This window comes from Leeuwenhoekiella blandensis MED217, from assembly GCF_000152985.1.
In the GTDB taxonomy this organism is placed as follows: domain Bacteria; phylum Bacteroidota; class Bacteroidia; order Flavobacteriales; family Flavobacteriaceae; genus Leeuwenhoekiella; species Leeuwenhoekiella blandensis.
Genome location: NZ_CH672395.1, coordinates 2,506,106 through 2,531,407, shown reverse-complemented (window position 1 = coordinate 2,531,407; position 25,302 = coordinate 2,506,106). Strand labels below are relative to the sequence as shown.

The window sequence follows — 25,302 nt, the reverse complement described above, 5'->3', positions numbered from 1 at the left end:
AATCAAAATGTCAAATTACTTTAATACACTATCCCTAAGAGAACAGTTGGCACAACTTGCCAAATGCCGCTTTATGGAATCTGAAGAATTTTCAAATGGGGTGGAAGCTTTACGCGGAAAAAAAGTAGTCATCGTAGGTTGTGGTGCGCAAGGGTTAAACCAAGGGTTAAACATGCGTGACAGCGGCTTAGATATTTCTTATGCGTTGCGCGAAGGTGCGATTAAAGAGAAAAGAGCTTCGTATAAAAATGCTGTAGATAATGGTTTTACGGTAGGAACGTATGACGAACTTATCCCAACTGCAGATTTGGTTTGTAACCTAACACCAGATAAGCAGCATACTGCTGTGGTTTCTACGGTTATGCCGTTGATGAAAGAAGGAGCTACTTTGGCGTATAGCCACGGTTTCAATATCGTAGAAGAAGGAATGCAAGTGCGCAAAGACTTGACTGTAATTATGTGTGCGCCTAAATGTCCGGGTTCTGAAGTGCGTGAGGAGTACAAACGTGGTTTTGGTGTACCTACACTTATTGCTGTACACCCTGAAAATGATCCTGAAGGAAAAGGTCTTGATCAGGCAAAAGCATATGCTGTAGCAACCGGTGGTCACAGAGCGGGTGTTCTTGAATCTTCTTTTGTTGCTGAAGTAAAAAGTGATTTGATGGGTGAGCAAACCATTCTTTGTGGAATGTTGCAAACCGGTTCTATTCTTTGCTTTGACAAAATGGTTGAAAAAGAAATCGATGCAGGTTATGCTTCAAAATTGATTCAGTATGGTTGGGAAACCATTACCGAAGCGTTAAAGCACGGTGGAATCACAAATATGATGGATCGTTTGAACAATCCTTCAAAAATCAAAGCTTTTGAACTGGCTGAAGAAATTAAAGATATCACACGTCCATTATTCCACAAACATATGGATGATATCATCTCTGGTCATTTCTCAAAAACAATGATGGAAGACTGGGCTAATGATGATGCAAATCTTCTTAAATGGAGAGCAGCAACAGGAGAGACAGCTTTTGAAAAAACACCTGCAGGAAGTCAGGAAATCAGCGAGCAGGAATTCTTTGATCACGGGGTGTTAATGGTGGCAATGGTAAAAGCCGGTGTAGAACTCGCTTTTGAAACCATGACCGAAGCCGGAATCATTGAAGAATCTGCTTATTATGAGTCGCTTCACGAAACGCCACTTATCGCAAATACGATTGCTCGTAAGAAATTATTCGAAATGAACCGTGTGATTTCTGATACAGCAGAATATGGTTGTTACTTATTTGATCACGCGTGTAAGCCAATGCTTACCGAGTTTATGAAAGGCATTGATACCAATGTGATTGGTAAAGCATATGCGACAGACAACAGTGTAGATAACAAAACACTTATTGCTGTAAACGATGCGATTCGTGCTCACGAAGTAGAGGCTGTAGGAGCTTGGTTACGTGAGTCAATGACTGCGATGAAAGACATTAAGACCGTAGCTTCTGGAGAGGCTGTGACAGCTTAAAGATTTTCTAAACTCAATAAAAAATAAGCCTGTCACAATGCATTTTGAGACAGGCTTACTTAATCCTAATACTTTTATTTTGGGCGATTTAAAAACCACATTTTTTCCTGACCTAGAGCAGATAAAGGAAGCAGCAAAAACCTTGGAAGGTGTTGCTGCGTTGACTCCTTTAATGCCGAGTTTAAATTATTCGCGCAAGTTTGACGCCAATGTTATGCTGAAGCGTGAAGATTTGCAACAGGTGAGGTCCTATAAAATCCGAGGAGCATTCAATAAAATCAATTCGTTAACCGAAGAAGAGCGCGCCAAAGGAATCGTTTGTGCAAGCGCAGGAAATCATGCACAAGGCGTGGCTTTTGCCTGCGCAAAGCTGAAGATTAATGGTACGATTTTTATGCCATCGCCTACGCCAAAACAAAAGATTGAGCAGGTAGAGATGTTTGGTGGCGAATATGCCAAAATCGTACTTACCGGAGACACATTTGACGATGCCTATAAAGCTTCAAAAATTGAATGTGATGCGCTGGGTAAAATCTTTGTACATCCTTTTGATGATGAAAAAATTATTGAAGGTCAGGCTACTGTAGGTTTGGAGATTATTGAGCAGAGCAAAGAAGAGATAGACTATGTTTTTGTTCCCGTTGGTGGTGGTGGTCTAGCTTCAGGTTTGAGTACGGTTTTTCATTTGCTTTCGCCGAATACTAAAATAATAGGAGTAGAGCCTGAAGGAGCTCCGTCTATGAGTACTTCGATATTTAATAAAGAAAATACGACGCTTTCCTTGATCGAAAAGTTTGTCGATGGTGCTGCGGTACAACGTGTAGGAGAACGAACCTTTGCGATATGCAAAGAATATTTAGAAAAAATGGTGACTGTTCCTGAAGGGAAAGTTTGCCAGACTATTCTTGATCTTTATAACAAAGAGGCGATTGTGGTCGAGCCCGCGGGAGCGCTTACGCTATCTGTGTTAGATCAGTTTGCAGATGAGATCAAAGGCAAAAACGTGGTGTGTATTGTGAGCGGAAGCAACAACGATATTACACGTACTGCCGAAATAAAAGAGCGTGCTCTGTTATATCGTGGTTTGAAGCATTATTTCATCATTAGATTCCCACAGCGCGCAGGCGCATTGCGTGAGTTCTTAAATGAAATCTTAGGTCCGGAAGATGACATTACTTTTTTTGAATATAAAAAGAAAACATCTCGTGAAGATGGTCCGGCTGTGGTAGGGATTGAGCTTAAAGACCGCAAAGACCTACAACCGCTTATCGATCGAATGAAAAGTAGAAACTTTTTTGGAGAATACTTAAACGATAAACCAGATTTATTCGAATTCTTAATTTAAAGATGTAAGAATCTATAAGTTAATAATTTAAGCTGTATATTTCTGATGAATTGATAAACAACGCATAATTACCTTTTCACCAAAAACTAACCAACCAATGAAAAAAATTACAGCAGAAATTCCAGATCAATTTAAAGTAACACCCATTGAGCAGCGCACCTATCTTATTGATGGCAAACTGCATAATTGGAACGGAGAAACTTCAGATGTTTTCTCAAGTATCCATACAGAAAATGATGGGGAGCGCACACCTACGCGACTCGGTTCTATTCCCACCTTGGGAGAGTCGGAAGCTATTGCGGCAGTTGATGCTGCGCATAAAGCCTATGATCGTGGTCAGGGCTTATGGCCAACGATGAAAGTAGCTGACCGCATTAAGTGTATGGAAACTTTCGTTACAAAAATGAAAGAAAAGCGCGAACTTATTGTGAAGCTACTCATGTGGGAGATTTGTAAAAATTATCCTGATTCGCAAAAAGAGTTTGATCGTACGGTAGAATATATTCTCGATACCATAGAAGATTACAAGAATATGGATCGGGAGAGTGCCAAATTCTATAAAGAAGGAGGTATTCACGCACATATTAGACGCGGGCCATTAGGAGTCGTGCTTTGTTTGGGGCCTTATAACTACCCGCTTAATGAAACCTTTTGCTTGCTGATTCCTGCATTGATTATGGGGAATACTGCGGTTTTCAAACCGGCTAAACATGGCGTTCTTTTAATCACGCCATTGCTTGAAGCATTTCAAGAAAGTTTTCCCGCAGGAGTGGTGAATATTCTTTTTGGTAGAGGTCGAGCAGTGGCAACACCAATTATGAAAACCGGAAAGGTCGATGTTTTAGCATTAATTGGTCATAGTTCTTCGGCCAATTCGCTTCAGGCATTACACCCAAAACAAAATCGTTTACGCTTAGTTCTGGGTCTCGAAGCAAAAAATCCTGCTATCATTTTACCCGATGCAGATCTTGATCTTGCTGTTGCCGAATGCATCGCAGGAACACTATCTTTTAATGGCCAGCGCTGTACAGCTTTAAAAGTGATCTATGTACATGAAAATATCGCAGAAACCTTCAATAGAAAATATGCCGAAGCCGTTGATGCTTTAAAATTTGGTTTACCTTGGGAAGACGATGTGAAACTCACGCCACTTCCAGAGCCTTCAAAACCAGATTATATTCAGCAGTTGATTGATGATGCTAAAGAAAAAGGAGCAAAGATCATTAATGCTAAAGGAGGGGAACGTTCAGAAAACTTTATTTGGCCTGCGGTATTATTTCCGGTAACTAAAGAAATGGAAGTTTACAAAGAAGAACAGTTTGGACCTGTAGTTCCGGTACTGACTTTTAAACACATCGACGAACCTTTAGATGATATGGCCGAATCTAATTATGGCCAGCAAGTAAGTCTCTTTGGTAAAGATGTAAAAGCGCTTGCTCCTTTGATAGACACCTTGGTTAATTTGGTCTGCAGAGTTAATTTAAATAGTTCGTGTCAACGTGGTCCGGATGTCTATCCGTTTACGGGAAGAAAGGATTCAGCGGTGAGTACGTTGAGTGTTCATGATGCATTAAGATCGTTCTCGATACGCACCTTTGTGGCTTCTAAAGACAATGCTTACAACAATGCGATACTCAACGAGCTTCTAGATACCAAAAAGTCAAACTTTGTAAGTACAGATTACTTATTGTAAACTTTGTAAAAAGCAGTATTGATTATTAAAATTTCAGTGAAATTCTGATTTTTAGTTTAAATCTGATAAAATCATAAAAAAGTAGATTTATTTGATATTTCTGAAAAATTCTGAAGGCTCATTTAAATCTACTTTGTATTTTAGCATCAACAATGAAGGGAATAAAAAGACATATAACAGAACTAAAGCAAGCGGTAAATGCGTTGCTTAATTCTTTATACCCAGTTAACAGAACCAACACTACATTGGTTTATATTCCTGTACGCCGCCGTGAGCGCCGCCGCCCCTAGTGGGTGCATATTTTTAGGGAACTTAGGTGAGTCCGGTTCCAACTTTCGATTCAAATTACAATTTCACTTTTTTCTAACTTCCAATTCAATTGAATATGGAAATTATTATTGCTAACAAATCCCACGCGGGATATGCACAATATATTTGCGATACCATCGCAGAATCTGCAAAAGTACGTGGCACCGGAATCGCCAAACGTACTCCTGAATATGTCATTACAAAAATGGAAAACGGCAATGCTGTCATCGCTCTTGATGGTGAAAAATTTGCCGGTTTTTGCTATATCGAGGCCTGGGGCCACGGTAAGTTTGTTGCTAATTCAGGTTTAATTGTTCATCCGGATTATAGAGGTAGCGGACTCGCACGTCAGATCAAAGAAGCGATCTTTAATCACTCCCGTGATAAGTATCCTGATGCCAAAGTCTTTGGGATTACCACCGGTCTTGCGGTGATGAAGATCAACTCAGATTTGGGCTACCGTCCTGTGACCTTCTCAGAGCTTACAGATGATCCTACCTTCTGGAAAGGTTGCCAAACCTGCAGAAACTACGACATTCTTCAACGCACCGAGCAAAAAATGTGTCTATGCACAGGAATGCTTTATGATCCTGAAAAGGAAGAAAAGAAAAAGCAGGAAATTGAAGAGAAAATCAATCAACGAGTTCGTGAGAAAGAAGAGGTAAATCCCAAAGCATTTACGCGCTTAAAAAGCATCAAAGAACACTTGTTTTTGAAAAAAGATAAAAAAAAAGAAGAATAAAAACCTTAAGCTCACTTACCGAGCGTTTTCAGAATAAATAGAATAAAATGAAAAAATTAGTTCTCGCCTACAGCGGCGGCTTAGATACCAGTTATTGTGCAAAATACCTTTCAGAAGAAAAAGGATTTGAAGTTCACGCGGTAAGCATCAATACCGGTGGTTTTACGCAAGAAGAGATTGATGAAATCGAATCTAAAGCCTTAAAAATCGGTGCAAAAACCTACAAAAATGTACAAGCGGTAGACCGCTTTTATGATAAAGTAGTAAAGTATTTGATCTTTGGGAACGTATTGAAAAACAATACGTATCCACTTTCGGTAAGTGCAGAACGTATCATCCAGGCGGTTGAGATCATCAATTATGCAAAGTCTATTGGTGCAGAATATGTAGCTCACGGAAGCACCGGTGCAGGAAACGATCAAGTACGTTTTGATATGATCTTTCAAACATTAGCACCTGAGATCGAGATCATCACACCGATTAGAGATTTAAAACTTTCACGTCAAGAAGAGATCGATTATTTAAAAAGTCACGGTGTTGAGATGTCTTGGGAAAAAGCACAATACTCTATAAACCGTGGACTATGGGGAACTTCTGTTGGCGGAAGTGAAACCTTGACTTCACACCAAGGTTTGCCGGAGTCGGCTTTTCCTTCTCAGGTAGAAAAGTCTGAAGCAGAAAAAGTGACCTTGACTTTTGAAAAGGGCGAACTTACCGCTGTAAATGGCAAATCAGGATCTCCGGTAGAAAATATCGAAGCTTTACAAAAACTTGCGGCTCCGTTTGGTATCGGTCGCGATATTCACGTGGGTGACACGATTATCGGGATCAAAGGTCGTGTAGGTTTTGAAGCTGCTGCGCCCGTTATTATTCTTAAAGCGCATCATTTGCTAGAGAAGCACACGCTTACAAAATGGCAAATGCAGCACAAAGATTACTTATCTAACTTTTACGGAATGCACCTGCACGAGGGACAGTATCTTGATCCCGCAATGCGCAATCTGGAAGCTTTTTTAACCGATAGTCAAAAGAACGTTTCAGGTGAGGTGTATGTCACTCTTCAACCGTATCGATTCACTTTAGAAGGTATAAAATCTGATCACGATTTGATGAATGCTTCCTTTGGTGCGTATGGTGAGATGAACAAAGGTTGGACGGCAAATGATGCTAAAGGCTTTATCAAAATCACCGGGAATCAAAACAAGATTTACAACCACGTAAACGGAGACTCATGATCAAAGCAGGAATAATTGGCGGTGCCGGTTATACGGCAGGAGAGTTAATCAGAATTCTACTGAATCATAATTATGTTGATTTAAGTTTTGTTTTCAGTACTTCGAATGCTGGAAACCTATTGAGCGATGTGCATCAGGACCTTTTAGGGAGTACTGATATTCGGTTTGCAGACACGGTTGATTTTGACGTTGATGTGGTTTTCTTGTGTTTAGGACACGGAAATTCAACAGCTTTTTTAGATAAAAATGTGTTTTCTGAAGAAACAATCATTATTGATTTAAGTAACGATTTCAGGCTAAAACCAGACGCTGAGTTTCAAGGAAGAGAATTCATTTACGGCCTTCCGGAGCTGAATAAAGATGAGATCAAACAAGCGGGGTCTATTGCAAATCCTGGGTGTTTTGCTACTGCGATCCAGTTGGCATTACTTCCGTTAGCAGATTCAAAAAATATTACTTCAGACATTCATATCAATGCGGTTACCGGAGCTACCGGTGCGGGAACCTCACTTTCAGCAACAACGCATTATACCTGGAGAGATAATAACTTTTCGTATTACAAGCCGTTTACCCATCAGCATATGGGTGAGATCAATCAATCGGTTAAAAGTTTGCAAAGCGGATTTGACAAAGAGATTTTCTTTCTTCCAAATCGAGGAAATTTCTCACGTGGAATTTTCGCAACCGCGTACACCAAATTTGAAGGTGAGCTGGAAGCCATAAAAAAAATCTACACCGATTTTTATGCCGAAGCGCCATTCACCTTTGTTTCTGATACAGATATTCATATGAAGCAAGTGGTGAACACCAATAAATGTTTAATTCACTTGCATAAGCATGAAAATCAATTATTGATCACCAGTTGTATTGATAACCTTTTAAAAGGAGCTTCAGGACAGGCGGTAGAGAATATGAACTTGATCTTTGGCTTACCACAAACCGAAGGCTTGAATTTAAAAGGAAGTTATTTCTAGGCCCTTAAAGAGGCAATAAAAAGGTTTTCGCCTGAAGTTTATCCTGAGCGATAGTCGAAGGGCGGAAGTGATAAAAAAATATTACATATGAAAATAGCAATCATAGGTACGGGTAATTTGGGACTTTCTATAGCTAAAGGTTTAATTACCAACAATGCAATCACTTCTTTGTACATGACGCGTCGTAATCCTGCGGGAATCGAGTCGTACGCCGAATATAAAAATGTGTTTGTAACTTCAGACAATGTGGAGGCCGTACAAAAATCTGATATTTTGATTTTTGCGGTACAACCGGCTCAGTTAGCAAGTATTTTACACGACATCAAGAATGAATTGACCGATAAGCACGTGATTATTTCAACCATCACAGGGTATCAAATTTCGCAAATAGAAGATATTGTGGGCACAGATCAGTTTATCATACGCGCAATGCCGAATACAGCAATTGCCGTGGGTGAATCGATGACGTGTTTAGCGAGCAACGAGAAGGGGATGAAGCGTATTAAGATCGCCGAAGCTATTTTCAACAGATTAGGAAACAGCTTGATCATTCCTGAAAAACAAATGCAAGCAGCAACAGTAGTGTGCGCTAGCGGAATCGCATTCTGGATGCGCTTAATTCGTGCCACAACACAGGCAGCGATTCAGTTAGGGTTTGATGCTAAAGAAGCTCAAGAATTGGCGATGCACACCTGTAACGGAGCGTCTAAATTATTGATCGATTCCGGGAACCATCCTGAAGAAGAGATCGACCGTGTAACTACGCCAAAAGGCTGCACCATAGAAGGCTTGAACGAGATGGAACACAAAGGCTTGAGTTCGTCCTTGATTCAAGGTATGGTGGCATCTTTCAATAAAATTAATGTTATAAAAACAGACCAGAAATAATGAGTTTATTTGATGTTTATCCACTTTATGATGTGACACCCATTAAAGCTCAGGACGTCTGGGTTTATGATGCTACGCCTACCAAATATTTAGATTTATACGGTGGTCACGCAGTGATTTCCATAGGTCACGCCCATCCTAAATATGTAGAAAATCTTACTAAGCAATTGGGCGATATAGGCTTTTACAGTAATGCGGTTAAAAACCCATTACAGGTAGCTTTAGGCGAAAAATTACCGCTTCAGGCAAATTGTCCCGGCTATCAATTATTTATGTGTAGCAGTGGCGCCGAGGCTAATGAGAATGCACTGAAAATGGCATCTTTCGTTACCGGAAGAAAAAAAGTAGTCGCTTTTCACAACAGTTTCCACGGAAGAACTTCTGCAGCCGTTGCTGCGACCGATAATCCTAAGATTGTCGCTCCAATAAACGCGCAGCAAGAAGTTGAATTTTTACCCTTAGGAGATCTGGATGCTTTAGCTGCAGTTTTAGCCAAGGGCGATGTTTGTGCGGTTATCGTAGAGTTTATTCAAGGCGTGGGTGGTTTAGACATCAGCACTGCTGAATTTTACGAAGGCGTAGATAAACTATGCAAGGAAACCGGCACGTGTCTTATCGCAGACGAAGTTCAGGCAGGTTTTGGCCGTACCGGAAACTTTTTTGCTTTTCAAGAATATAATGTGGAGCCTGAGTTGATCTCAATGGCTAAAGGAATGGGGAACGGATTTCCGGTTGGAGGAATTCTTATTCACCCTTCGATCAAAGCAGAATACGGAATGCTGGGAACCACCTTTGGAGGAAACCATTTAGCGTGTACCGCAGCCTTGACCGTTCTCGAAGTTTTAGAAGAAGAAGATTTGATGGCGCACGCGTTACGTGTTTCAGATCATTTTAAAGCAAAAACTACTGAAATTCCGCAGATCAAAGCAGTAAAAGGGCGCGGTTTGATGCTGGGAATTGAATTTGATTTTGATACGGCAGCCTTGCGTAAAAAACTTATTTACGATCAGCATATTTTTACAGGAAGTGCAAAAAACAAAAACTTGATACGTATTCTTCCACCATTAACGGTTCAAAACGAGCATATCGATCAGTTTTTTGAAGCGCTTAAAATAGAATTAAACAACTTATAATAATATAAATCTAGCAGAGATTTCGGCTGCTAACTAACATTTTGACAGGAATCAACTAATGAAAAAATACACCGGTTTAGACGACATTACAGATCTACAGGAATTAATCGCCGAAGCACGCGCGTTAAAAGCAAATCCATATGCATATGAACATTTAGGAAAGCGCAAGCGCCTGGTGATGCTGTTTTTCAACTCGAGTTTGCGCACGCGTCTAAGTACAGAAAAAGCAGCAAGTAACTTAGGTATGGATGTTACGGTGATGAACTTTAACAGCGACGCCTGGAAGTTAGAATTTGAAGACGGCACTGTGATGAATGCAGATACCTCTGAGCACGTGAAAGAAGCGGCAAAAGTGATCTCGCAATATGGTGATGTTATTGCGGTACGTGCTTTCCCAACCTTGACCGATAAAGCAAAAGACGAGTCTGAATACGTGATCTCTAATTTTGTAAAATACGCCACAGTACCGGTTGTAAATATGGAAAGCGCGACGGCACATCCGTTACAAGCTTTGGCAGATGCTATTACCATCACGGAGCTTTCGGAAAAGAAAAAGCCAAAAGTTGTCCTGAGTTGGGCGCCACATCCTAAAGCCTTACCGCACGCCGTGGCCAATTCCTTTATCGGGATGATGCAGAAAATGGATGTTGAGCTTACCGTTACGCATCCTAAAGGCTACGAACTCAGCGACGCCACGATGAAGGATACCCCTGTGGTTTATGATCAAGATGAGGCCTTAAAAGATGCAGATTTTGTCTATGTCAAGAACTGGAGTAACTATGAGGATTACGGTAAAGTTTTGGCAACTGTAGATTCGCACAGCAGTTGGACGATCACCGATGAAAAACTGGGTGATGCTAAATTTATGCACTGTTTACCGGTGCGTCGTAATGTAATCGTTGCAGACGAAGTTTTAGATGGCGAACAATCTGTGGTGATCGAGCAGGCAAATAATCGTACGTTTTCAGCCCAGGTGGTTTTGAAGAAGATTTTAGAGAACCTGAATTAAAAGCCGAAAATGAAAAAGCTAAACATCGTCAAAGTAGGCGGAAACATTATCGAGAAAGAAGAAGATCTTCAGTCTTTTCTTGATGCTTTTGCGGCGCTTCCAGAGCCGAAGATTTTAGTGCATGGTGGCGGAAAGCTGGCAAGTCAGCTGGCTGAGCGATTAGAAATTCCTGTGAATATGGTGAATGGTCGTAGAATTACCGATGCAGAAACGGTTGAAGTAATTACGATGGTTTATGGCGGAAAAGTGAACAAAAGTATCGTTGCCGGCTTGCAAGCCAGAAATTGCAATGCGATTGGATTTTCGGGAGCAGACGGGAATACGATCTTATCGGTAAAGCGCCCGGTTAAGGAAATCGATTTTGGTTTTGTGGGTGATGTGGTAGCTGTAGATTCAGAGATGATCGATAAGCTTTTGAGTATTGGTATTACGCCGGCATTTTGTGCGATCACGCATGATGGAAACGGGCAATTATTCAATACCAATGCAGATACGATTGCGTGTGAATTGGCACGCGGACTTTCAAAAAACTATGAGGTTACGTTGAATTATTGCTTCGAAAAGAACGGTGTTTTACTCGATATTAACGACGATACTTCAGTAGTGAAAGACATCGATTCAGCCAAATATGCTGAATTGTTAGAAGAAAAAATAATAGCAGATGGAATGCTTCCGAAGATGGAAAACTGTTTTTACGCTTTAAAAGGCGGAGTTCAGCAAGTACGTTTAGGAAAGCCCGAAATGCTATACAATAAAGATGCTAATTTTACAACCTTAAGACTGTAATGAATAGAGAGCAACTTACACAGGAAGCCATTGAGCTACTTAAAAAATTGATCGCAACCCAATCTTTTTCTTCCGAAGAAGAAGGTACCGCTGCGATAATTGAAGCTTGGTTTAAAGCCCATGATATTCCGTTTAAAAGACAGGCCAATAATATCTGGGCGACCAATAAAAACTTTGAAGAAGGCAAAACCACGTTGCTGCTTAACAGCCATCACGACACGGTGCAGCCTAATAATGGGTATACACGCGATCCGTACAGTCCTGATGTAGAAGATGGTAAATTGTATGGTTTAGGAAGTAATGATGCAGGGGGATGTTTGGTTTCGTTAATCGCAACCTTCACGTATTTCTACGCGCAGGAAAACCCAAAATATAATTTGGTTATCGTAGCCAGTGGTGAAGAAGAAAGCAGTGGTCCCAATGGTTTGAACAGTATGCTTAAGGTGATTCCGCCGGTAGATGTTGCTATTGTGGGCGAACCTACGTTGATGAATCTTGCAGTTGCCGAAAAGGGCCTTGTGGTGTTTGACGCCAAAGTGAAAGGAACACCTTCTCACGCAGCGCATCCTAACAATAACAACGCGATCTATAATTGTATTGATGTTTTGCAGTGGTTTAAAGATTTTACTTTTGAGAAGGTTTCAGATGCTTTGGGCGAAGTAAAAATGACTGTGACTCAAATCAAAGGAGGGAAGCAGCATAACGCGGTTCCTGCAGATGTGGAGCTGGTTGTAGATGTTCGTGTAAATGATAAATATTCTAATCAAGAAGTTGCCGATTTACTTCAGGAAAAAGCGCCGTGCGATGAGATCATTCCGCGTAGTCTGCGATTGAATTCTTCTTCAATTCCCTTAGATCACGATTTGGTTAAAGCCGGCATTGCTTTAGGGCGTACCACTTATGGCTCACCAACACTCAGCGATCAGGCGGTATTGAGTTGCCCTTCGCTTAAATTGGGTCCAGGAGACAGTACGCGCTCACACAGCGCTAACGAATTTATCTATGTAAATGAAATCGAAGAAGGAATCGAAATTTATATAGATTTGCTGAAAAGTATACTTTAAGATTTCCGCCTTCGCGGAATAATTAGATTCCCTATTTCTAGGGAATGAAAAAACAAGAGATATGAAACTTTGGGATAAAGGTGCCGATATAGATACTAAGATCATCGATTTCACGGTGGGTAATGATCGCGAGATCGATGTGCATATTGCAAAATATGATGTGCAAGCAACACGCGCACACGTAAAAATGCTGAACAAAATAGGCATTCTCACCGATGAGGAATTGAAAAGTTTGCTTCCGCAGCTTGATATTTTAGAAGCGCATACGCAAAATCCGGACTTCTTTATAGAGCCCGAATATGAAGACATTCATTCTAAACTAGAAGCAGAATTAACCCTTATTCTTGGCGATACCGGTAAAAAAGTACACACTGCGCGCTCGCGTAACGATCAGGTTTTGGTGGCGCTTCAGTTGTATTACAAAGAACAATTGCAGCAAATTAAAGCACGCACGGTTTCTTTATTTGAAACCTTAATGAATCTTGGTGAAACGCATAAAGAGAAGTTGTTGCCGGGCTATACCCATTTACAGGTTGCAATGCCTAGCAGTTTTGGTCTTTGGTTTACAGCGTATGCCGAATTATTGATCGACGATGTGATCTTGATCAATGCCACTCAGGATATTGTTGACCAAAACCCACTGGGTTCTGCTGCAGGTTATGGGAGTTCGTTTCCTATAGATCGCCAGATGACGACTAAAGAATTGGGTTTTGCCACGATGAAATATAATGTGGTTGCAGCGCAAATGGCACGCGGTAAAAGTGAACGTACGTTAGCTTCTACACTGGGAAGTTTAGCCAACACACTGTCTCGTTTTGCGATGGATGTTTGCTTGTATATGAGTCAGAATTTTGGCTTTGTGAGTTTCCCTGAGCATCTGACAACGGGAAGCAGTATTATGCCGCATAAGAAGAATCCTGATGTTTTTGAGTTGATACGGGGGAAGTGTAATAAGATTCAATCTTTGAGTACCGAAATGGTACTAATTACAAATAATTTACCCAGCGGGTATCACAGAGATTATCAATTATTAAAGGAAAATACGATAAGCGCGGTTGAGACCATCAAGGATATTTTAGAGATCTTTGATTATGCGATTGGTCAGGTGATCGTTAAAGAAATTGATCTGAATGACGAGAAGTACAAATACCTATTTACCGTAGATAGCATTAACGATCTGGTAGTAGAAGGTAAATCTTTTAGAGAGGCTTATCAACAGATTGGAGGCCAGGTTCAGGATGGAACGTACAAGCCGGAAGCCGGAAAAAACCATACCCACATTGGGAGCATTCACAATCCGGGATTTGCCGAAATCAAGGCTAAAATGCGTAAAGTTTCAACAGCTTTAGATATCAAATAGAAGGAATTTAGGTTTTAATTAAAAAGCTGCATAAATGATTATTTTTGCAGCTTTTTTTGTGACATCATTTTATTTAGAGATTAAACGTTGAGAAATTAATTATTCGTAAAACTTTTCCTTCACAATTTTTGGTGGTTTGATAAGTCTTCTGTTAATTTTGTTCCGTCTTAAATTAAAAGACTTATGAAGTTTCTTTTTTCATTTATCTTATTCCTTGCTGGTTTTGTACAGCTTTCAGGTAGCTCCTATCTGTCGGCTGAAGCAAGCTTCAGTGAATCGGGTATTGAAGAAACTTTTTCAGCTAATCCCGTAGGATTTCACTATGATGTAGCTCATAGTCATAGCCCGGAGATTAGAATGGCAGAGTTTGAAATAGAAGAGAGCGATGCTGCTTCTAAAGACAAACAAAACCAGGTTTTAGCTTCACTTACAGCTACTCAAACATCTGTTCCCAGATGTTTTTACTTTAAATACAAACATTTAAAAACTAAGGCGCGTTCTTCTTTAAGCGCTTCAGTAAAGCCGTACCTTTTATTTCAGGTATTTAGACTTTGATTTAACTTTTGAGCCCACATTGTCTGGGCTTAATCTGTTTTTGCTTATTGGTGTACCTCACACTTAGTTTAACCACTAAGCCGAAACTCCCTACGTTTTTCCGTTCTGGAAGAACACTTAAATCCATTTAATTTTTTTTAAAGTAAAATTCACATCACATGAAAAAGATTCTCATGATGTTGGGCTTTGGGGCTTTAATGTTCCACGTAAGCTGCAAGTCAGAACACCACGAAAAGGAAGAGGAAACGACCTTTTATGTTACAAATCCTATGCGTAAGGATACAGTAATCACAAAAGATTACGTCGCACAAATTCACTCGAGTAGACACATTGAACTGCGTGCTCAAGAACGCGGTTATCTTCAGAAAATATTTGTTGACGAAGGTCAAGCCGTAAAAAAAGGACAGCTTCTTTTTCAAATTATGCCGAAGCTTTATGAAGCAGAAATGCAAAAAGCAAAAGCCGAAGCGCAATTTGCAACTATTGAATACCAAAACACTAAGAAACTTGCCGATAGCAATGTTGTCGCTCCTAATGAGTTAGCGATGGCTAAAGCCAAGCTAGAAAAGGCAAATGCAGAACTTGCACTGTCGCAAGTACATTTGGAATTTACTCAAATACGAGCTCCTTTTGATGGAATCGTTGATCGCTTTCACGTACGTTTAGGAAGCCTGGTAGATGAGGGCGAATTGCTCACCAATCTTTCAGATAACAACATTATGTGGGTATACTACAATGTTCCTGAAGCAGAGTATCTTGATTATAAAGCTGCGCTGAAAGATGCTACAAAACCAGAAGTTGAATTGCTTATGGCAAACAATAAATATTTTGGCCATAAAGGTATTGTAGAGACCATCGAAGCCGACTTTAATAACGAAACGGGTAATATTCCTTTTAGAGCTACTTTCCCTAATCCTGACGCGCTATTACGTCACGGAGAAACCGGTAATGTGCACGTTACTATTCCTTTAGAAAATGCGCTTTTAATTCCACAGAAGGCAACTTTTGAAGTCCTTGACAAGAAGTACTGCTACGTGATAGATGACGAAGGCGTTGTTCACTCAAGACAAATCACCATCGCAGAAGAAATGCCGCACTTATACGCTGTGAGCGATGGTCTGAGCACCGATGATAAAATTCTTCTTGAAGGATTAAGATTGGTAAGAGAGCATGATAAAGTAGAATATGAAGTAGAAGATCCTAACAAAGCAATGGCTGAGTTAGCACTTTATGCTGAGTAAGCACATCTTCTAAAAACGAAAAATAATGTTTAGTAGATTTATTCACAGACCCGTATTTGCGATAGTAATTTCGATTATTATCGTGTTTATAGGTTCGCTCGCGATCAAGCAGCTGCCTATATCACAGTTCCCGCAAATCGCGCCTACAACGGTAAATATTTTTATCGCGTATCCCGGTGCGAGTGCAGATGTATTAGTAAAATCAACCTTAGTAACCTTAGAGAATTCTATCAACGGGGTTCAAGGAATGCGTTATATGGCTACCGATGCCACCAGTGCAGGTGAGGCCACGCTTAGAATTATTTTTGAACCCGGTACAGATCCTAACCAAGCTGTGGTGAGGGTCAAGACCAGGGTTGACCAGGTTATGCCCCTCTTGCCCGAGTTGGTTCAGCGAGAAGGGGTAGTGATTACACCCATACAGCCTAGTATGTTGATGTATGTGAACCTGTATTCTAAGGAAAAAAGTATGGATGAAAAATTTCTGTACAACTATGCCAACGTAAAAATGATTCCTGAGATCAACCGTCTAAAAGGGGTTGCACGTTCTCAAATTTTAGGAAGCCGTAGATACGCAATGCGTGTTTGGTTAAATCCAGATCGTATGCGTGCGTATGATGTCTCAGTTGATGAAGTGATGGAAGCGATGCAGGAGCAAAGTATCGTGGGACGTCCCGGGCGATTGGGAAGAAGTTCTGGTATAGAAGCACAATCTTTAGAATATGTGTTGACTTATAAAGGCCGTTATAATGAGCCTGAGCAATATGAAAATATCATTATTAGAGCAAACTCTGAAGGTGAAAGCATTCGCCTAAAAGATATTGGTAAAGTAGAATTAGGAAGTGAATTCTTTGATATCTACTCCAACTTAGATGGTCACCCTTCTGCGGCGATCGTATTGAAGCAAAACTACGGAAGTAACGCCAGTGACGTTATTGATGAAGTAAAAGAAAAGCTTGAAGAAATGCGTGCTGATTTCCCTCCGGGAATGGATTACAAAATCAGTTATGACGTTTCTAAATTCTTAGATTCTTCTATAGAACAGGTAATAGACACCTTACGTGATGCCTTTATTTTAGTAGCACTAGTAGTGTTTATTTTCTTAGGTGACTGGCGCTCTACGCTTATCCCTATTATAGCCGTGCCAGTCTCTTTAATTGGGGCATTCTTTGTTATTCAGTTCTTCGGGATTTCGATAAATATGGTGACACTCTTTGCATTGGTACTGGCCATTGGTATTGTGGTCGATGATGCAATTGTCGTCGTCGAGGCGGTGCACGCCAAGTTTGAAGAGCATCCGCATATCTCGCCGTATCGAGCAGTTAAACAAGTTTTAGGAGAGATCAGTGGGGCGATTATCGCGATTACCGGTGTAATGGTTTCGGTATTCTTACCTATATCTTTTATGTCTGGTCCCGTTGGTACGTTCTATAGACAGTTCTCTATTACTATGGCGAGTTCCATTGTGATTTCAGCATTGATCGCGTTGACGTTGACGCCGGTATTGTGTGCAATGCTTTTGAAGAACAACCACGGAAAAGAGAAGAAGCGCAACCTCTTTACACGTGCGCTGGATAAATTCAACAGTGGTTTTGATAAACTCACCGGTAAATACGTTGCGATACTGAAGCGTATCGTAAGCAGAAGATGGTTAACCTTCGGAATTTTGATCGCTTTCTGTATTGGTGTTTTTATAGAAAGTCAGATGCTTCCTTCAGGTTTTATTCCTAGTGAAGATCAAGGTACGATCTATGCGATCATTCAGACTCCTCCGGGAGCAACTTTAGAGCGAACTAATAAAGTCTCGCTTGAACTTCAGAAAATCGCTGAAGAAGTTGATGGGATCGAGTCGGTTTCTTCGCTTGCAGGTTATGAGATTATGACCGAAGGTCGTGGTTCTAACGCCGGTACATGTTTGATCAACTTAAAACCTTGGTCTGAACGTGAGCACGATGTGACCGAAATTATGGAAGAGCTTGAGGAGAAATCAAAAGGACTAGGTGCTGTAATTGAATTTTTTGAACCACCTGCCATTCCTGGTTTTGGTTCTTCTGGTGGATTCTCAATGCGTTTATTAGATGAGAATACGGAAACCGATTATCAAGATTTTGATAAGGTGAACCAAGAGTTTGTAGATCATTTAAAAGAGCGTAAAGAGCTCACCGGTGTATTTACCTTCTTTGCGGCAAATTATCCGCAATATGAACTCGAATTCAATAATGATCTTGCCATGCAAAAAGGTGTTTCTATTGGGAAAGCTATGGAAAACCTGAACATTATGATAGGTAGTACCTACGAGCAAGGCTTTATTAAGTTTGGTCGCTTCTTTAAGGTATATGTGCAGTCTGATCCTAAATTCAGAAGATTACCTTCAGATGTGCTCAATATGTTTGTGAAGAATGAGGATGGCGAAATGGTTCCGTATTCGGCATTTATGACCTTGAAAAAAACACAGGGGCCTAACGAGGTAACGCGTTTCAATATGTATAATTCTGCGGCAATACGCGGTCTTCCGGCTCCCGGATATACGACAGCAGACGCGATTGAAGCCATACGTGAAGTAGCGGCTACAACCTTACCTAAAGGATATGACATTGGCTGGGAAGGTCTTTCTTATGACGAGGCTAACCGCGGTAATGAGTCTGTTTATATTTTCTTGATTGTACTAGTCTTTGTGTACTTTGTTTTAGCTGCACAGTACGAATCCTTTATCATTCCGTTATCGGTAGTGTTCTCGCTTCCGGTTGGGGTGTTTGGTTCGTTTATGGTGCTTAAAATGATGGGACTACAAAATGACATTTATGCCCAAATTGGTCTCATAATGTTAGTAGGTCTTCTGGGTAAAAATGCCGTGCTTATTGTAGAATTTGCAGTATTAAAACGCTCTCAGGGCGCCACGATACTCGATGCTGCGATAGAAGGTGCAAAGGTGCGTTTCAGACCTATTTTAATGACTTCGTTTGCCTTTATCGCCGGTTTGATTCCGTTGCTATTAGCTTCAGGAGCGGGGGCAATTGGTAACCATACCATTGGTGCTTCAGCCTTAGGCGGAATGTTATTCGGTACTATTTTCGGGGTGATTATCGTACCCGGATTGTACTTCATATTTGGTTCTTTGGCAGATGGTAAGAAGTTAATTAGAGATGAAGAAGACGGTTCTTTAACAGAGGGCTTTGTTCACGAAATAGATAGTTTTTCAAATTCAGAAGAAGATGATCAAGAAGATAAATAAAACCCGATTTATTCATACTGCAGTAGTGTGTGTGTTACTGGCATTTTCTGCCTGTAAAGCACCCAGTCTAGTAGAGCGGGAGATCGATTTAAAAGACCTCCCTCAAAACTTCACAAATACCAGCAGTACAGATACGACCAATACTGCTCTTATTCAATGGAAGGAGTATTTTACAGATTCATACCTTACTACGCTTATAGATTCGGCCTTAGTAAACAATCAGGAGCTTAACATTATGCTTCAAGAGATTGCGATTTCTCAGGCAGAGATTAAGGCTAAAAAAGGAGAGTATTTACCATTTGTAGGCTTTGGTGCTGCAGCTGAAACTGAAAAGGTAGGTAGATATACCAGTCAAGGAGCAAACGATGCCAACACCGATATTAAAGAAGGTGTTGAGTTTCCTGAGCCTTTGCCCAATTATCAATTTGGTTTGCACGCGACTTGGGAGTTAGATATTTGGAAAAAACTGCGCAACGCAAAAAAAGCAGCGGTGTTCAATTATCTGTCAAGTGTTGAAGGTCGAAATTTTATGGTTACACAACTTGTAGGTGAAATCGCTGAAAGCTATTACGAACTTTTAGCTTTAGACAATCAACTGGCGATCGTAAACCGAAATATTGAAATTCAGAGCAATGCATATCGTATTGTAAGACTTCAGAAAGAGGCTGCACGCGCAACCGGTCTTGCGGTAAGTAAATTTGAAGCAGAGGTGTTGCATACCAAGAGTTTGCAATTTGACATTCAGCAGCGCATTATTGAAGCAGAAAACCGAATCAACTTTTTAGTTGGGCGTTTTCCGCAACACGTGCAGCGTAGTACTGATGATCTTTTAATGATGAAGCCAAAAGCCATACGTGCAGGAATTCCTGCTCAGCTTTTAGAAAATCGTACAGACGTAAAGCAAGCCGAACTTGCTCTTGAAGCTGCAAAGCTTAATGTAAAAGTAGCTAAGGCACGTTTTTATCCTTCCTTAGGAATTTCAGCAGGAGTAGGTTTTGAAGCTTTTAATCCTAAATATTTATTAGATACTCCAGAGTCGCTGTTGTATTCTATTGCCGGCGAACTTACAGCACCTTTGATCAACAGAAATGAGATCAAAGCGGCTTATGCAAGTGCCAATGCAAAACAGATTCAGGCAGTTTATGATTATGAGCGTACCGTGCTTAACGCTTATATAGAGGTTGCAAACCAACTTTCTAAAGTAGATAATCTGGAGAAAAGCTATGAGCTCAAAGCTCAAGAAGTAGATGCGCTTAATCGTTCGGTTAATATTTCTAGTCAGTTGTTTTCATCAGCAAGGGCAGATTATATGGAAGTATTGATGACCCAGCGTGATGCATTGGAGTCAAACTTTGAACTTGTAGAGACCAAAATGGCTCAAATGAATGCGTATGTGCATATGTACCAGGCGCTAGGTGGCGGCTGGAACTAAGAATTAGTTAGTGTTGAGGTTGTTTGCATAGCTTCTTCTTGATATCGGAAGCGTGCAAACTAGAAACCGCCCGGTGGTGATGTCCCGGGCGGTTTTTTTTGGCACCGCCAAAAGGATGCTATATGCTGAATTCGCTTTCTAAAATTGCTTCAGAGTTTTAGAATTGAATTATACTTTACTTTCGTTACTTTAGTATCTAACAGCGATAGCGATGAAGCAGTTTGTAAAACAGGATTCTATAGTAAGAACCATTTGGGGTAAAAGCGATACGGTTCTTTTAATTTTTGCCGGGGCGGCTGCAGAATTTGCATTGAATAAAGCTGTAGACTGGTTGTATTTTACCGGGAAACTTCCGGCAGATCCTTTAGGCCGGTTATTTTCAACGGTGACTTATGCGAGAAAAATCATTTTTGCTGAAGAGCAATACGCGCTCAAAACCATAGATTCTATCTACCATATTCATAAGTCGGTAGAGCAGAATAGGGGTGGTGCGATACCCGATTGGGCCTATCGAGATGTTTTGTTTATGCTTATTCATTACTCGATAGCGGCTTTTGAGTTGTTGGAGCGCAAACTTTCTGCTGAAGAAAAACAGGAGGTTTATGATGTTTTTTATCGTTTCGGAGTTCAAATGAAATTAAAAGAGCTCCAACCAAAGTATACCGATTGGCTTGAACAGCGGGAGCAACACATTCAGCAGGATTTAAAGAATAGTAAATACACTAAAGATCTGTTTAAACAGTTTAAAAAGCATTTGGGAAGTGCGCGGTATTTCTTCTTAATCGAAGCCCAAAAACTACTTGTGCCCCAACGTGTACGCCAATTGTTGAGCATGCGTTCGTTTTCTTGGTTAACAGGATTTATTCCGCTTTATAAGTTAAGTAGATTCCTAAAGGCCGACGTGCTTGTAAAAGCAGTTTTATTACCCAAAAGCTATAAAAAGGAAATTGCAGCTCTGGAGGTGGTTGTTTAAAAAAGATTGAGAATTACATTTAAAATTTCTCTACTTTAGTCTGTAGCAACCTCAAACAATTTAATATGTTATTCGTTTATATCCTCGTCGCAATTTTGGGTTTAATCGCTATTCTGCATGTGACAGCTAAGAAGCAATACGTTGTTAAGCGTGATATTAATATTCAAAAACCTGCAGATAAGATTTTTGAATATTTGAAGTATTTAAAAAATCAAGATCAATGGTCCCCGTGGAATCGAAAAGATCCCGATATGAATAAATCCTATGAGGGTGTCGACGGTACCGTAGGATTCATCTCAAAATGGGATGGAAATAAAGAGGTAGGAAGCGGCGAACAAGAGATCACAGGGATTATTCCCGGTAAACGTATTGAAAGTCAGTTGCGGTTTATTAAACCTATGAAAAGTACCAGCGATGCGTGGTTGGCGGTGAGCACACCTAATCCCGGTATCACCAACGTCGCCTGGGGTTTTAGCGGGAAATATAATTTTCCGTTTACGATCGTGAGTCATTTTATGAGTATGGATAAAATGGTAGGCAAAGACTTTGAAGCCGGACTCAAAAATCTAAAGGAAATTCTTGAGGATAGTTAGAAAACTGAAAATTAAAACATAAAAAAAGCGACCCAAAAGGTCGCTTTTTTATTCTAAAATCTCAGGTCTAGAATCTAATGTCTAATATCTAAAATCTATCCCTAGATAATCGTGCTTTGTCCCGCGTGAATGTTTCTAAAATTACGATTAGAATCTTCAGGATGTGTGATGTAGTCAGCAATAAAGTCACCTACTTTTGTGGTGCTATATGGTTTTTTAGGATTGATATCGCCAGTAGTGATGCCTAATTCTAAAGACTTTTCGACAGCTTTCTCAATAGCATCTGCTTCTTTGTGAAGATCCAAATGGCGCAACATCATTGCCGCAGAAAGGATAGAAGCAAGCGGGTTAGCAATATTTTTACCGGTTGCTTGCGGGAACGAACCGTGAATAGGCTCAAACATTCCTACAGTGCTTCCGATAGATGCAGAAGCCAATAGCCCGATAGAACCACCAATTACCGATGCTTCATCAGAAATGATATCTCCAAAAAGATTTTCGGTTAAGATCACATCAAACTGACTTGGATTTAAGATCATTTGCATCGCTGCATTGTCTACAAATAAAAAGTCGAGTTCTACATCCTCATATTCCTTAGCGATCTCGGTAACGGTTTTACGCCATAAACGCGAAGTTTCTAATACGTTAGCCTTATCTACAAGCGTTAATTTTTTTCTTCGGTTTTGTGCTTCTTTAAACGCTAGGTGTGCAATACGCGTGATTTCTTCTACAGAATACGAGCAGCCATCGCTAGCTACTTGTCCGTCTTCGCTTATATGCTTATCACCAAAATAAATCCCGCCGGTCAGCTCACGATAGATAGAAATATCGGTCCCGCTGATGATCTCTTTTTTCAAAGGAGAATTTTCGATTAAACGCTCGTATGCTTTTACCGGTCTAATATTACAGAATAAACCAAGCGACTTACGCAGCTTTAATAAACCTTGTTCAGGTCTCACTTTTGCTGAAGGATCGTTGTCGTATTTTGGGTGACCAATAGCACCAAAAAGTACCGCGTCACTTTCCTGACACAACTTGATCGTATCTTCAGGAAGTGGGTCTCCCGTTTCATCAATAGCGCAAGCACCTACAAGCGCTTTGTTGAATTTAAAAGTATGGTTGTAGACGTCTGCAATGGCATCAAGAGTTTTTACAGCTTGTTCTGTAACTTCTGGTCCAATACCGTCTCCTGCTAAAAGTGCTATGTTAAATTTCATAAGTGCTGCTTTATGTTTTCAAATTAGAAGCTGCGCTCTTGCTCAAAAGCTTCTATTTTTTCTTTTTTACTGATTAAGAAATCAATGTCGTCATATCCATTGATCATACAAACTTTTTTATACGGATCGATCTCAAACTCAAGTTTGCCCGCAGGGGTACTCAATAATTGGTTTTCTAGATCGATGGTGAGTTTTGTGTCAGGCTTTTCGGTAACAAGTGCTAAAAGTTCTTTTAGATATTCCGGAGTTACCTGAATAGGAAGAATACCGTTATTGAGTGCATTTCCTTTAAAAATATCTGCAAAAAAACTACTAATCACTACTTTAAAACCATATCCTGCAATCGCCCAAGCCGCATGTTCTCTACTTGAACCGCAACCAAAGTTATCTCCGGCAACCAAAATAGGACCGCTATACGTAGGATCATTTAAAACAAAATCTTCGTTCTTTTCTCCTTTTTGATCAAATCTCCAATCTCTAAAAACATTATCGCCAAAGCCTTTTTTGTCGGTAGATTTTAAGAAGCGCGCAGGTATGATCTGGTCTGTATCTATATTTTCAATAGGTAACGGAACAGCCGTATCGGTAAGTTTTGTAAACTTTTCCATCTAGTTTAATTGTTTTGTAATGTCTGTAATTTTTCCGGCTACGGCGGTTGCAGCGGCCATAAGCGGACTCGCTAAAATCGTACGTGCGCCTTGTCCTTGTCGTCCTTCAAAGTTTCGGTTTGAAGTAGAAACGCAATATTCACCTTCCGGAATTTTATCATCGTTCATCGCTAAACAAGCAGAACAACCGGGCTGTCTCAATGCAAAACCAGCTTCAGTAAAGACTTTATCTAATCCTTCTTCAATAAGTTGCTTAGCTACTTGCTGTGATCCCGGAACTAACCAAGCGTTTACATTTGGTGCTTTTTGTTTTCCTTTTACAAAATCTGCCGCAATGCGGAAATCCTCAATACGAGAGTTGGTACAACTACCAATAAATACATAATTGATAGGTTTATCAATAAGGCTTTCTCCCTTTTTAAAGTTCATATAAGCGAGTGCCTTATCTAGATTTACATCCTCTTTATCTGGAATGGTTCCGGTAACTTTAATTCCCATTCCCGGGTTTGTACCGTAAGTAACCATTGGCTCGATGTCTTCTGCATCAAATGAGTATTCTTTATCAAAAACCGCATCGTCATCAGTAGGAAGCGTTTTCCAGTAGGCCAATTTTTCTTCCCACTCTGCACTTTCCGGAGCGAACTCACGACCTTGAACGTAGTCAAAAGTAGTCTGGTCTGGAGCGATCATTCCGCCTCGCGCACCCATTTCAATACTCATATTACAAACCGTCATACGGCCTTCCATAGACATTTCTTCAAAGACATTTCCTGCATACTCACAGAAATAGCCTGTACCAGCGTTGGTACCGATTTTGGAGATCACATAAAGAATTACATCTTTAGGAAGTACGTTGGGTTTTAATTTTCCATTTACGTTTACCCGTAGACTTTTTGGCTTAGTCAGTAATAAACACTGACTCGCAAAAACCTGAGCAACCTGGCTGGTACCAATACCAAAAGCGATCGTACCAAAAGCACCGTGAGTAGAGGTGTGGCTATCTCCACAAACCATCGTCATTCCCGGTTGGGTGATTCCTAATTCGGGAGCCATTACGTGCACGATTCCGTTGTATTTGTGACCAAGACCATAAAGCGTGATCCCGTGCTTTTCACAGTTTTCTGAAAGTTGTTTCAGCTGATTTCTTGATAATACATCACGCACCGGCAAGTGTTGATCTACGGTTGGCGTGTTGTGGTCTGCGGTCGCCACGATTTGATCCGGGCGCGCTACAGGTATGCCGCGTTCTTCTAATTCTGAAAAAGCTTGCGGACTAGTAACCTCGTGAATAAGGTGTTTGTCAATATAAAGTACTTGTGGTCCATTAGGCACCGTGTCAACCACGTGTGCATCCCAGACTTTATCAAATAGGGTTTTTCCTGCCATTTTAATTTAATTGGTTCCTA

Annotated in this window: 21 protein-coding genes; 18 read left to right on the top strand and 3 right to left on the bottom strand. The window is 40.5% G+C overall.

Translation table 11 applies throughout. The features are described from left to right. The first annotated feature begins 7 nt into the window (after window positions 1–7). The 18 genes from ilvC (at window position 8) to MED217_RS10820 (ending at window position 22,071) form a co-directional block, all read left to right on the top strand. Window positions 8–1,507, top strand: a complete 1,500-nt coding sequence (ilvC, locus tag MED217_RS10905) for a ketol-acid reductoisomerase (RefSeq protein ID WP_009780578.1) — start codon at window positions 8–10, stop codon at window positions 1,505–1,507. Window positions 1,508–1,544: 37 nt separating this feature from the next. Then, entirely contained in the window at window positions 1,545–2,852 is a 1,308-nt protein-coding gene (gene ilvA / locus MED217_RS10900; RefSeq protein ID WP_009780577.1) for a threonine ammonia-lyase IlvA, read from the top strand. A 97-nt stretch (window positions 2,853–2,949) separates the two neighbouring features. Further along, window positions 2,950–4,545 carry an NADP-dependent glyceraldehyde-3-phosphate dehydrogenase gene (locus MED217_RS10895; protein WP_009780576.1) on the top strand — a complete coding sequence of 532 codons (1,596 nt, stop codon included), beginning with the start codon at window positions 2,950–2,952 and terminating at the stop codon, window positions 4,543–4,545. 385 nt (window positions 4,546–4,930) lie between these two features. Further along, on the top strand, window positions 4,931–5,596 hold the full coding sequence (locus tag MED217_RS10890; protein ID WP_009780575.1) for a GNAT family N-acetyltransferase: 666 nt from the start codon (window positions 4,931–4,933) through the stop codon (window positions 5,594–5,596). A 47-nt stretch (window positions 5,597–5,643) separates the two neighbouring features. Then, a complete protein-coding gene (gene argG / locus MED217_RS10885; protein ID WP_009780574.1) occupies window positions 5,644–6,831 on the top strand; it encodes an argininosuccinate synthase in 1,188 nt (395 codons plus the stop codon). Next, on the top strand, window positions 6,828–7,805 hold the full coding sequence (gene argC, locus MED217_RS10880; RefSeq protein WP_009780573.1) for an N-acetyl-gamma-glutamyl-phosphate reductase: 978 nt from the start codon (window positions 6,828–6,830) through the stop codon (window positions 7,803–7,805). The genes argG and argC overlap by 4 nt, the downstream gene beginning before the upstream one ends. Before the next feature lie 87 nt (window positions 7,806–7,892). After that, window positions 7,893–8,693, top strand: coding sequence for a pyrroline-5-carboxylate reductase (gene proC / locus MED217_RS10875; RefSeq protein ID WP_009780572.1), 801 nt, complete (start codon window positions 7,893–7,895; stop codon window positions 8,691–8,693). Then, a complete protein-coding gene (locus MED217_RS10870) occupies window positions 8,693–9,826 on the top strand; it encodes an aspartate aminotransferase family protein (protein ID WP_009780571.1) in 1,134 nt (377 codons plus the stop codon). Before proC ends, MED217_RS10870 begins: the two co-directional genes overlap by 1 nt. A gap of 58 nt (window positions 9,827–9,884) precedes the next feature. After that, on the top strand, window positions 9,885–10,835 hold the full coding sequence (locus MED217_RS10865; RefSeq protein WP_009780570.1) for an N-acetylornithine carbamoyltransferase: 951 nt from the start codon (window positions 9,885–9,887) through the stop codon (window positions 10,833–10,835). Window positions 10,836–10,844: 9 nt separating this feature from the next. After that, the gene (gene argB / locus MED217_RS10860; protein ID WP_009780569.1) at window positions 10,845–11,621 is read left to right on the top strand and encodes an acetylglutamate kinase; all 777 of its coding nucleotides are present in this window, start codon (window positions 10,845–10,847) and stop codon (window positions 11,619–11,621) included. Next, window positions 11,621–12,685, top strand: coding sequence for a M20 family metallo-hydrolase (locus tag MED217_RS10855; protein ID WP_009780568.1), 1,065 nt, complete (start codon window positions 11,621–11,623; stop codon window positions 12,683–12,685). Before argB ends, MED217_RS10855 begins: the two co-directional genes overlap by 1 nt. A gap of 61 nt (window positions 12,686–12,746) precedes the next feature. Next, window positions 12,747–14,045 (top strand): argininosuccinate lyase, encoded by a 1,299-nt coding sequence (gene argH / locus MED217_RS10850; RefSeq protein WP_009780567.1) that lies wholly within the window; start codon window positions 12,747–12,749, stop codon window positions 14,043–14,045. Between the two features lie 183 nt (window positions 14,046–14,228). Then, window positions 14,229–14,600, top strand: a complete 372-nt coding sequence (locus MED217_RS10845; protein ID WP_009780566.1) for a hypothetical protein — start codon at window positions 14,229–14,231, stop codon at window positions 14,598–14,600. Between the two features lie 158 nt (window positions 14,601–14,758). Next, on the top strand, window positions 14,759–15,841 hold the full coding sequence (locus MED217_RS10840) for an efflux RND transporter periplasmic adaptor subunit (RefSeq protein WP_009780565.1): 1,083 nt from the start codon (window positions 14,759–14,761) through the stop codon (window positions 15,839–15,841). A gap of 25 nt (window positions 15,842–15,866) precedes the next feature. Beyond that, window positions 15,867–19,073 (top strand): efflux RND transporter permease subunit, encoded by a 3,207-nt coding sequence (locus tag MED217_RS10835; protein WP_009780564.1) that lies wholly within the window; start codon window positions 15,867–15,869, stop codon window positions 19,071–19,073. Beyond that, complete coding sequence (locus MED217_RS10830; RefSeq protein WP_009780563.1) at window positions 19,054–20,505, top strand: TolC family protein; 1,452 nt, start codon at window positions 19,054–19,056, stop codon at window positions 20,503–20,505. Before MED217_RS10835 ends, MED217_RS10830 begins: the two co-directional genes overlap by 20 nt. Window positions 20,506–20,716: 211 nt before the next feature. Next, window positions 20,717–21,478: an oxygenase MpaB family protein gene (locus tag MED217_RS10825; RefSeq protein WP_009780562.1), complete on the top strand. Its 762-nt coding sequence runs from the start codon at window positions 20,717–20,719 to the stop codon at window positions 21,476–21,478. Window positions 21,479–21,543: 65 nt separating this feature from the next. Next, the gene (locus tag MED217_RS10820) at window positions 21,544–22,071 is read left to right on the top strand and encodes an SRPBCC family protein (RefSeq protein ID WP_009780561.1); all 528 of its coding nucleotides are present in this window, start codon (window positions 21,544–21,546) and stop codon (window positions 22,069–22,071) included. 101 nt (window positions 22,072–22,172) lie between these two features. Here MED217_RS10820 and leuB read toward each other — a convergent pair whose 3' ends face one another. The 3 genes from leuB to leuC are packed head-to-tail and all read right to left on the bottom strand — an operon-like array spanning window position 22,173 to window position 25,282. Next, a complete protein-coding gene (leuB, locus tag MED217_RS10815) occupies window positions 22,173–23,288 on the bottom strand; it encodes a 3-isopropylmalate dehydrogenase (protein ID WP_009780560.1) in 1,116 nt (371 codons plus the stop codon). Window positions 23,289–23,311: 23 nt separating this feature from the next. Continuing rightward, window positions 23,312–23,896 carry a 3-isopropylmalate dehydratase small subunit gene (leuD, locus tag MED217_RS10810; RefSeq protein ID WP_009780559.1) on the bottom strand — a complete coding sequence of 195 codons (585 nt, stop codon included), beginning with the start codon at window positions 23,894–23,896 and terminating at the stop codon, window positions 23,312–23,314. Next, window positions 23,897–25,282 (bottom strand): 3-isopropylmalate dehydratase large subunit, encoded by a 1,386-nt coding sequence (leuC, locus tag MED217_RS10805; protein ID WP_009780558.1) that lies wholly within the window; start codon window positions 25,280–25,282, stop codon window positions 23,897–23,899. It abuts the gene before it with no gap. Window positions 25,283–25,302 lie beyond the last annotated feature (20 nt).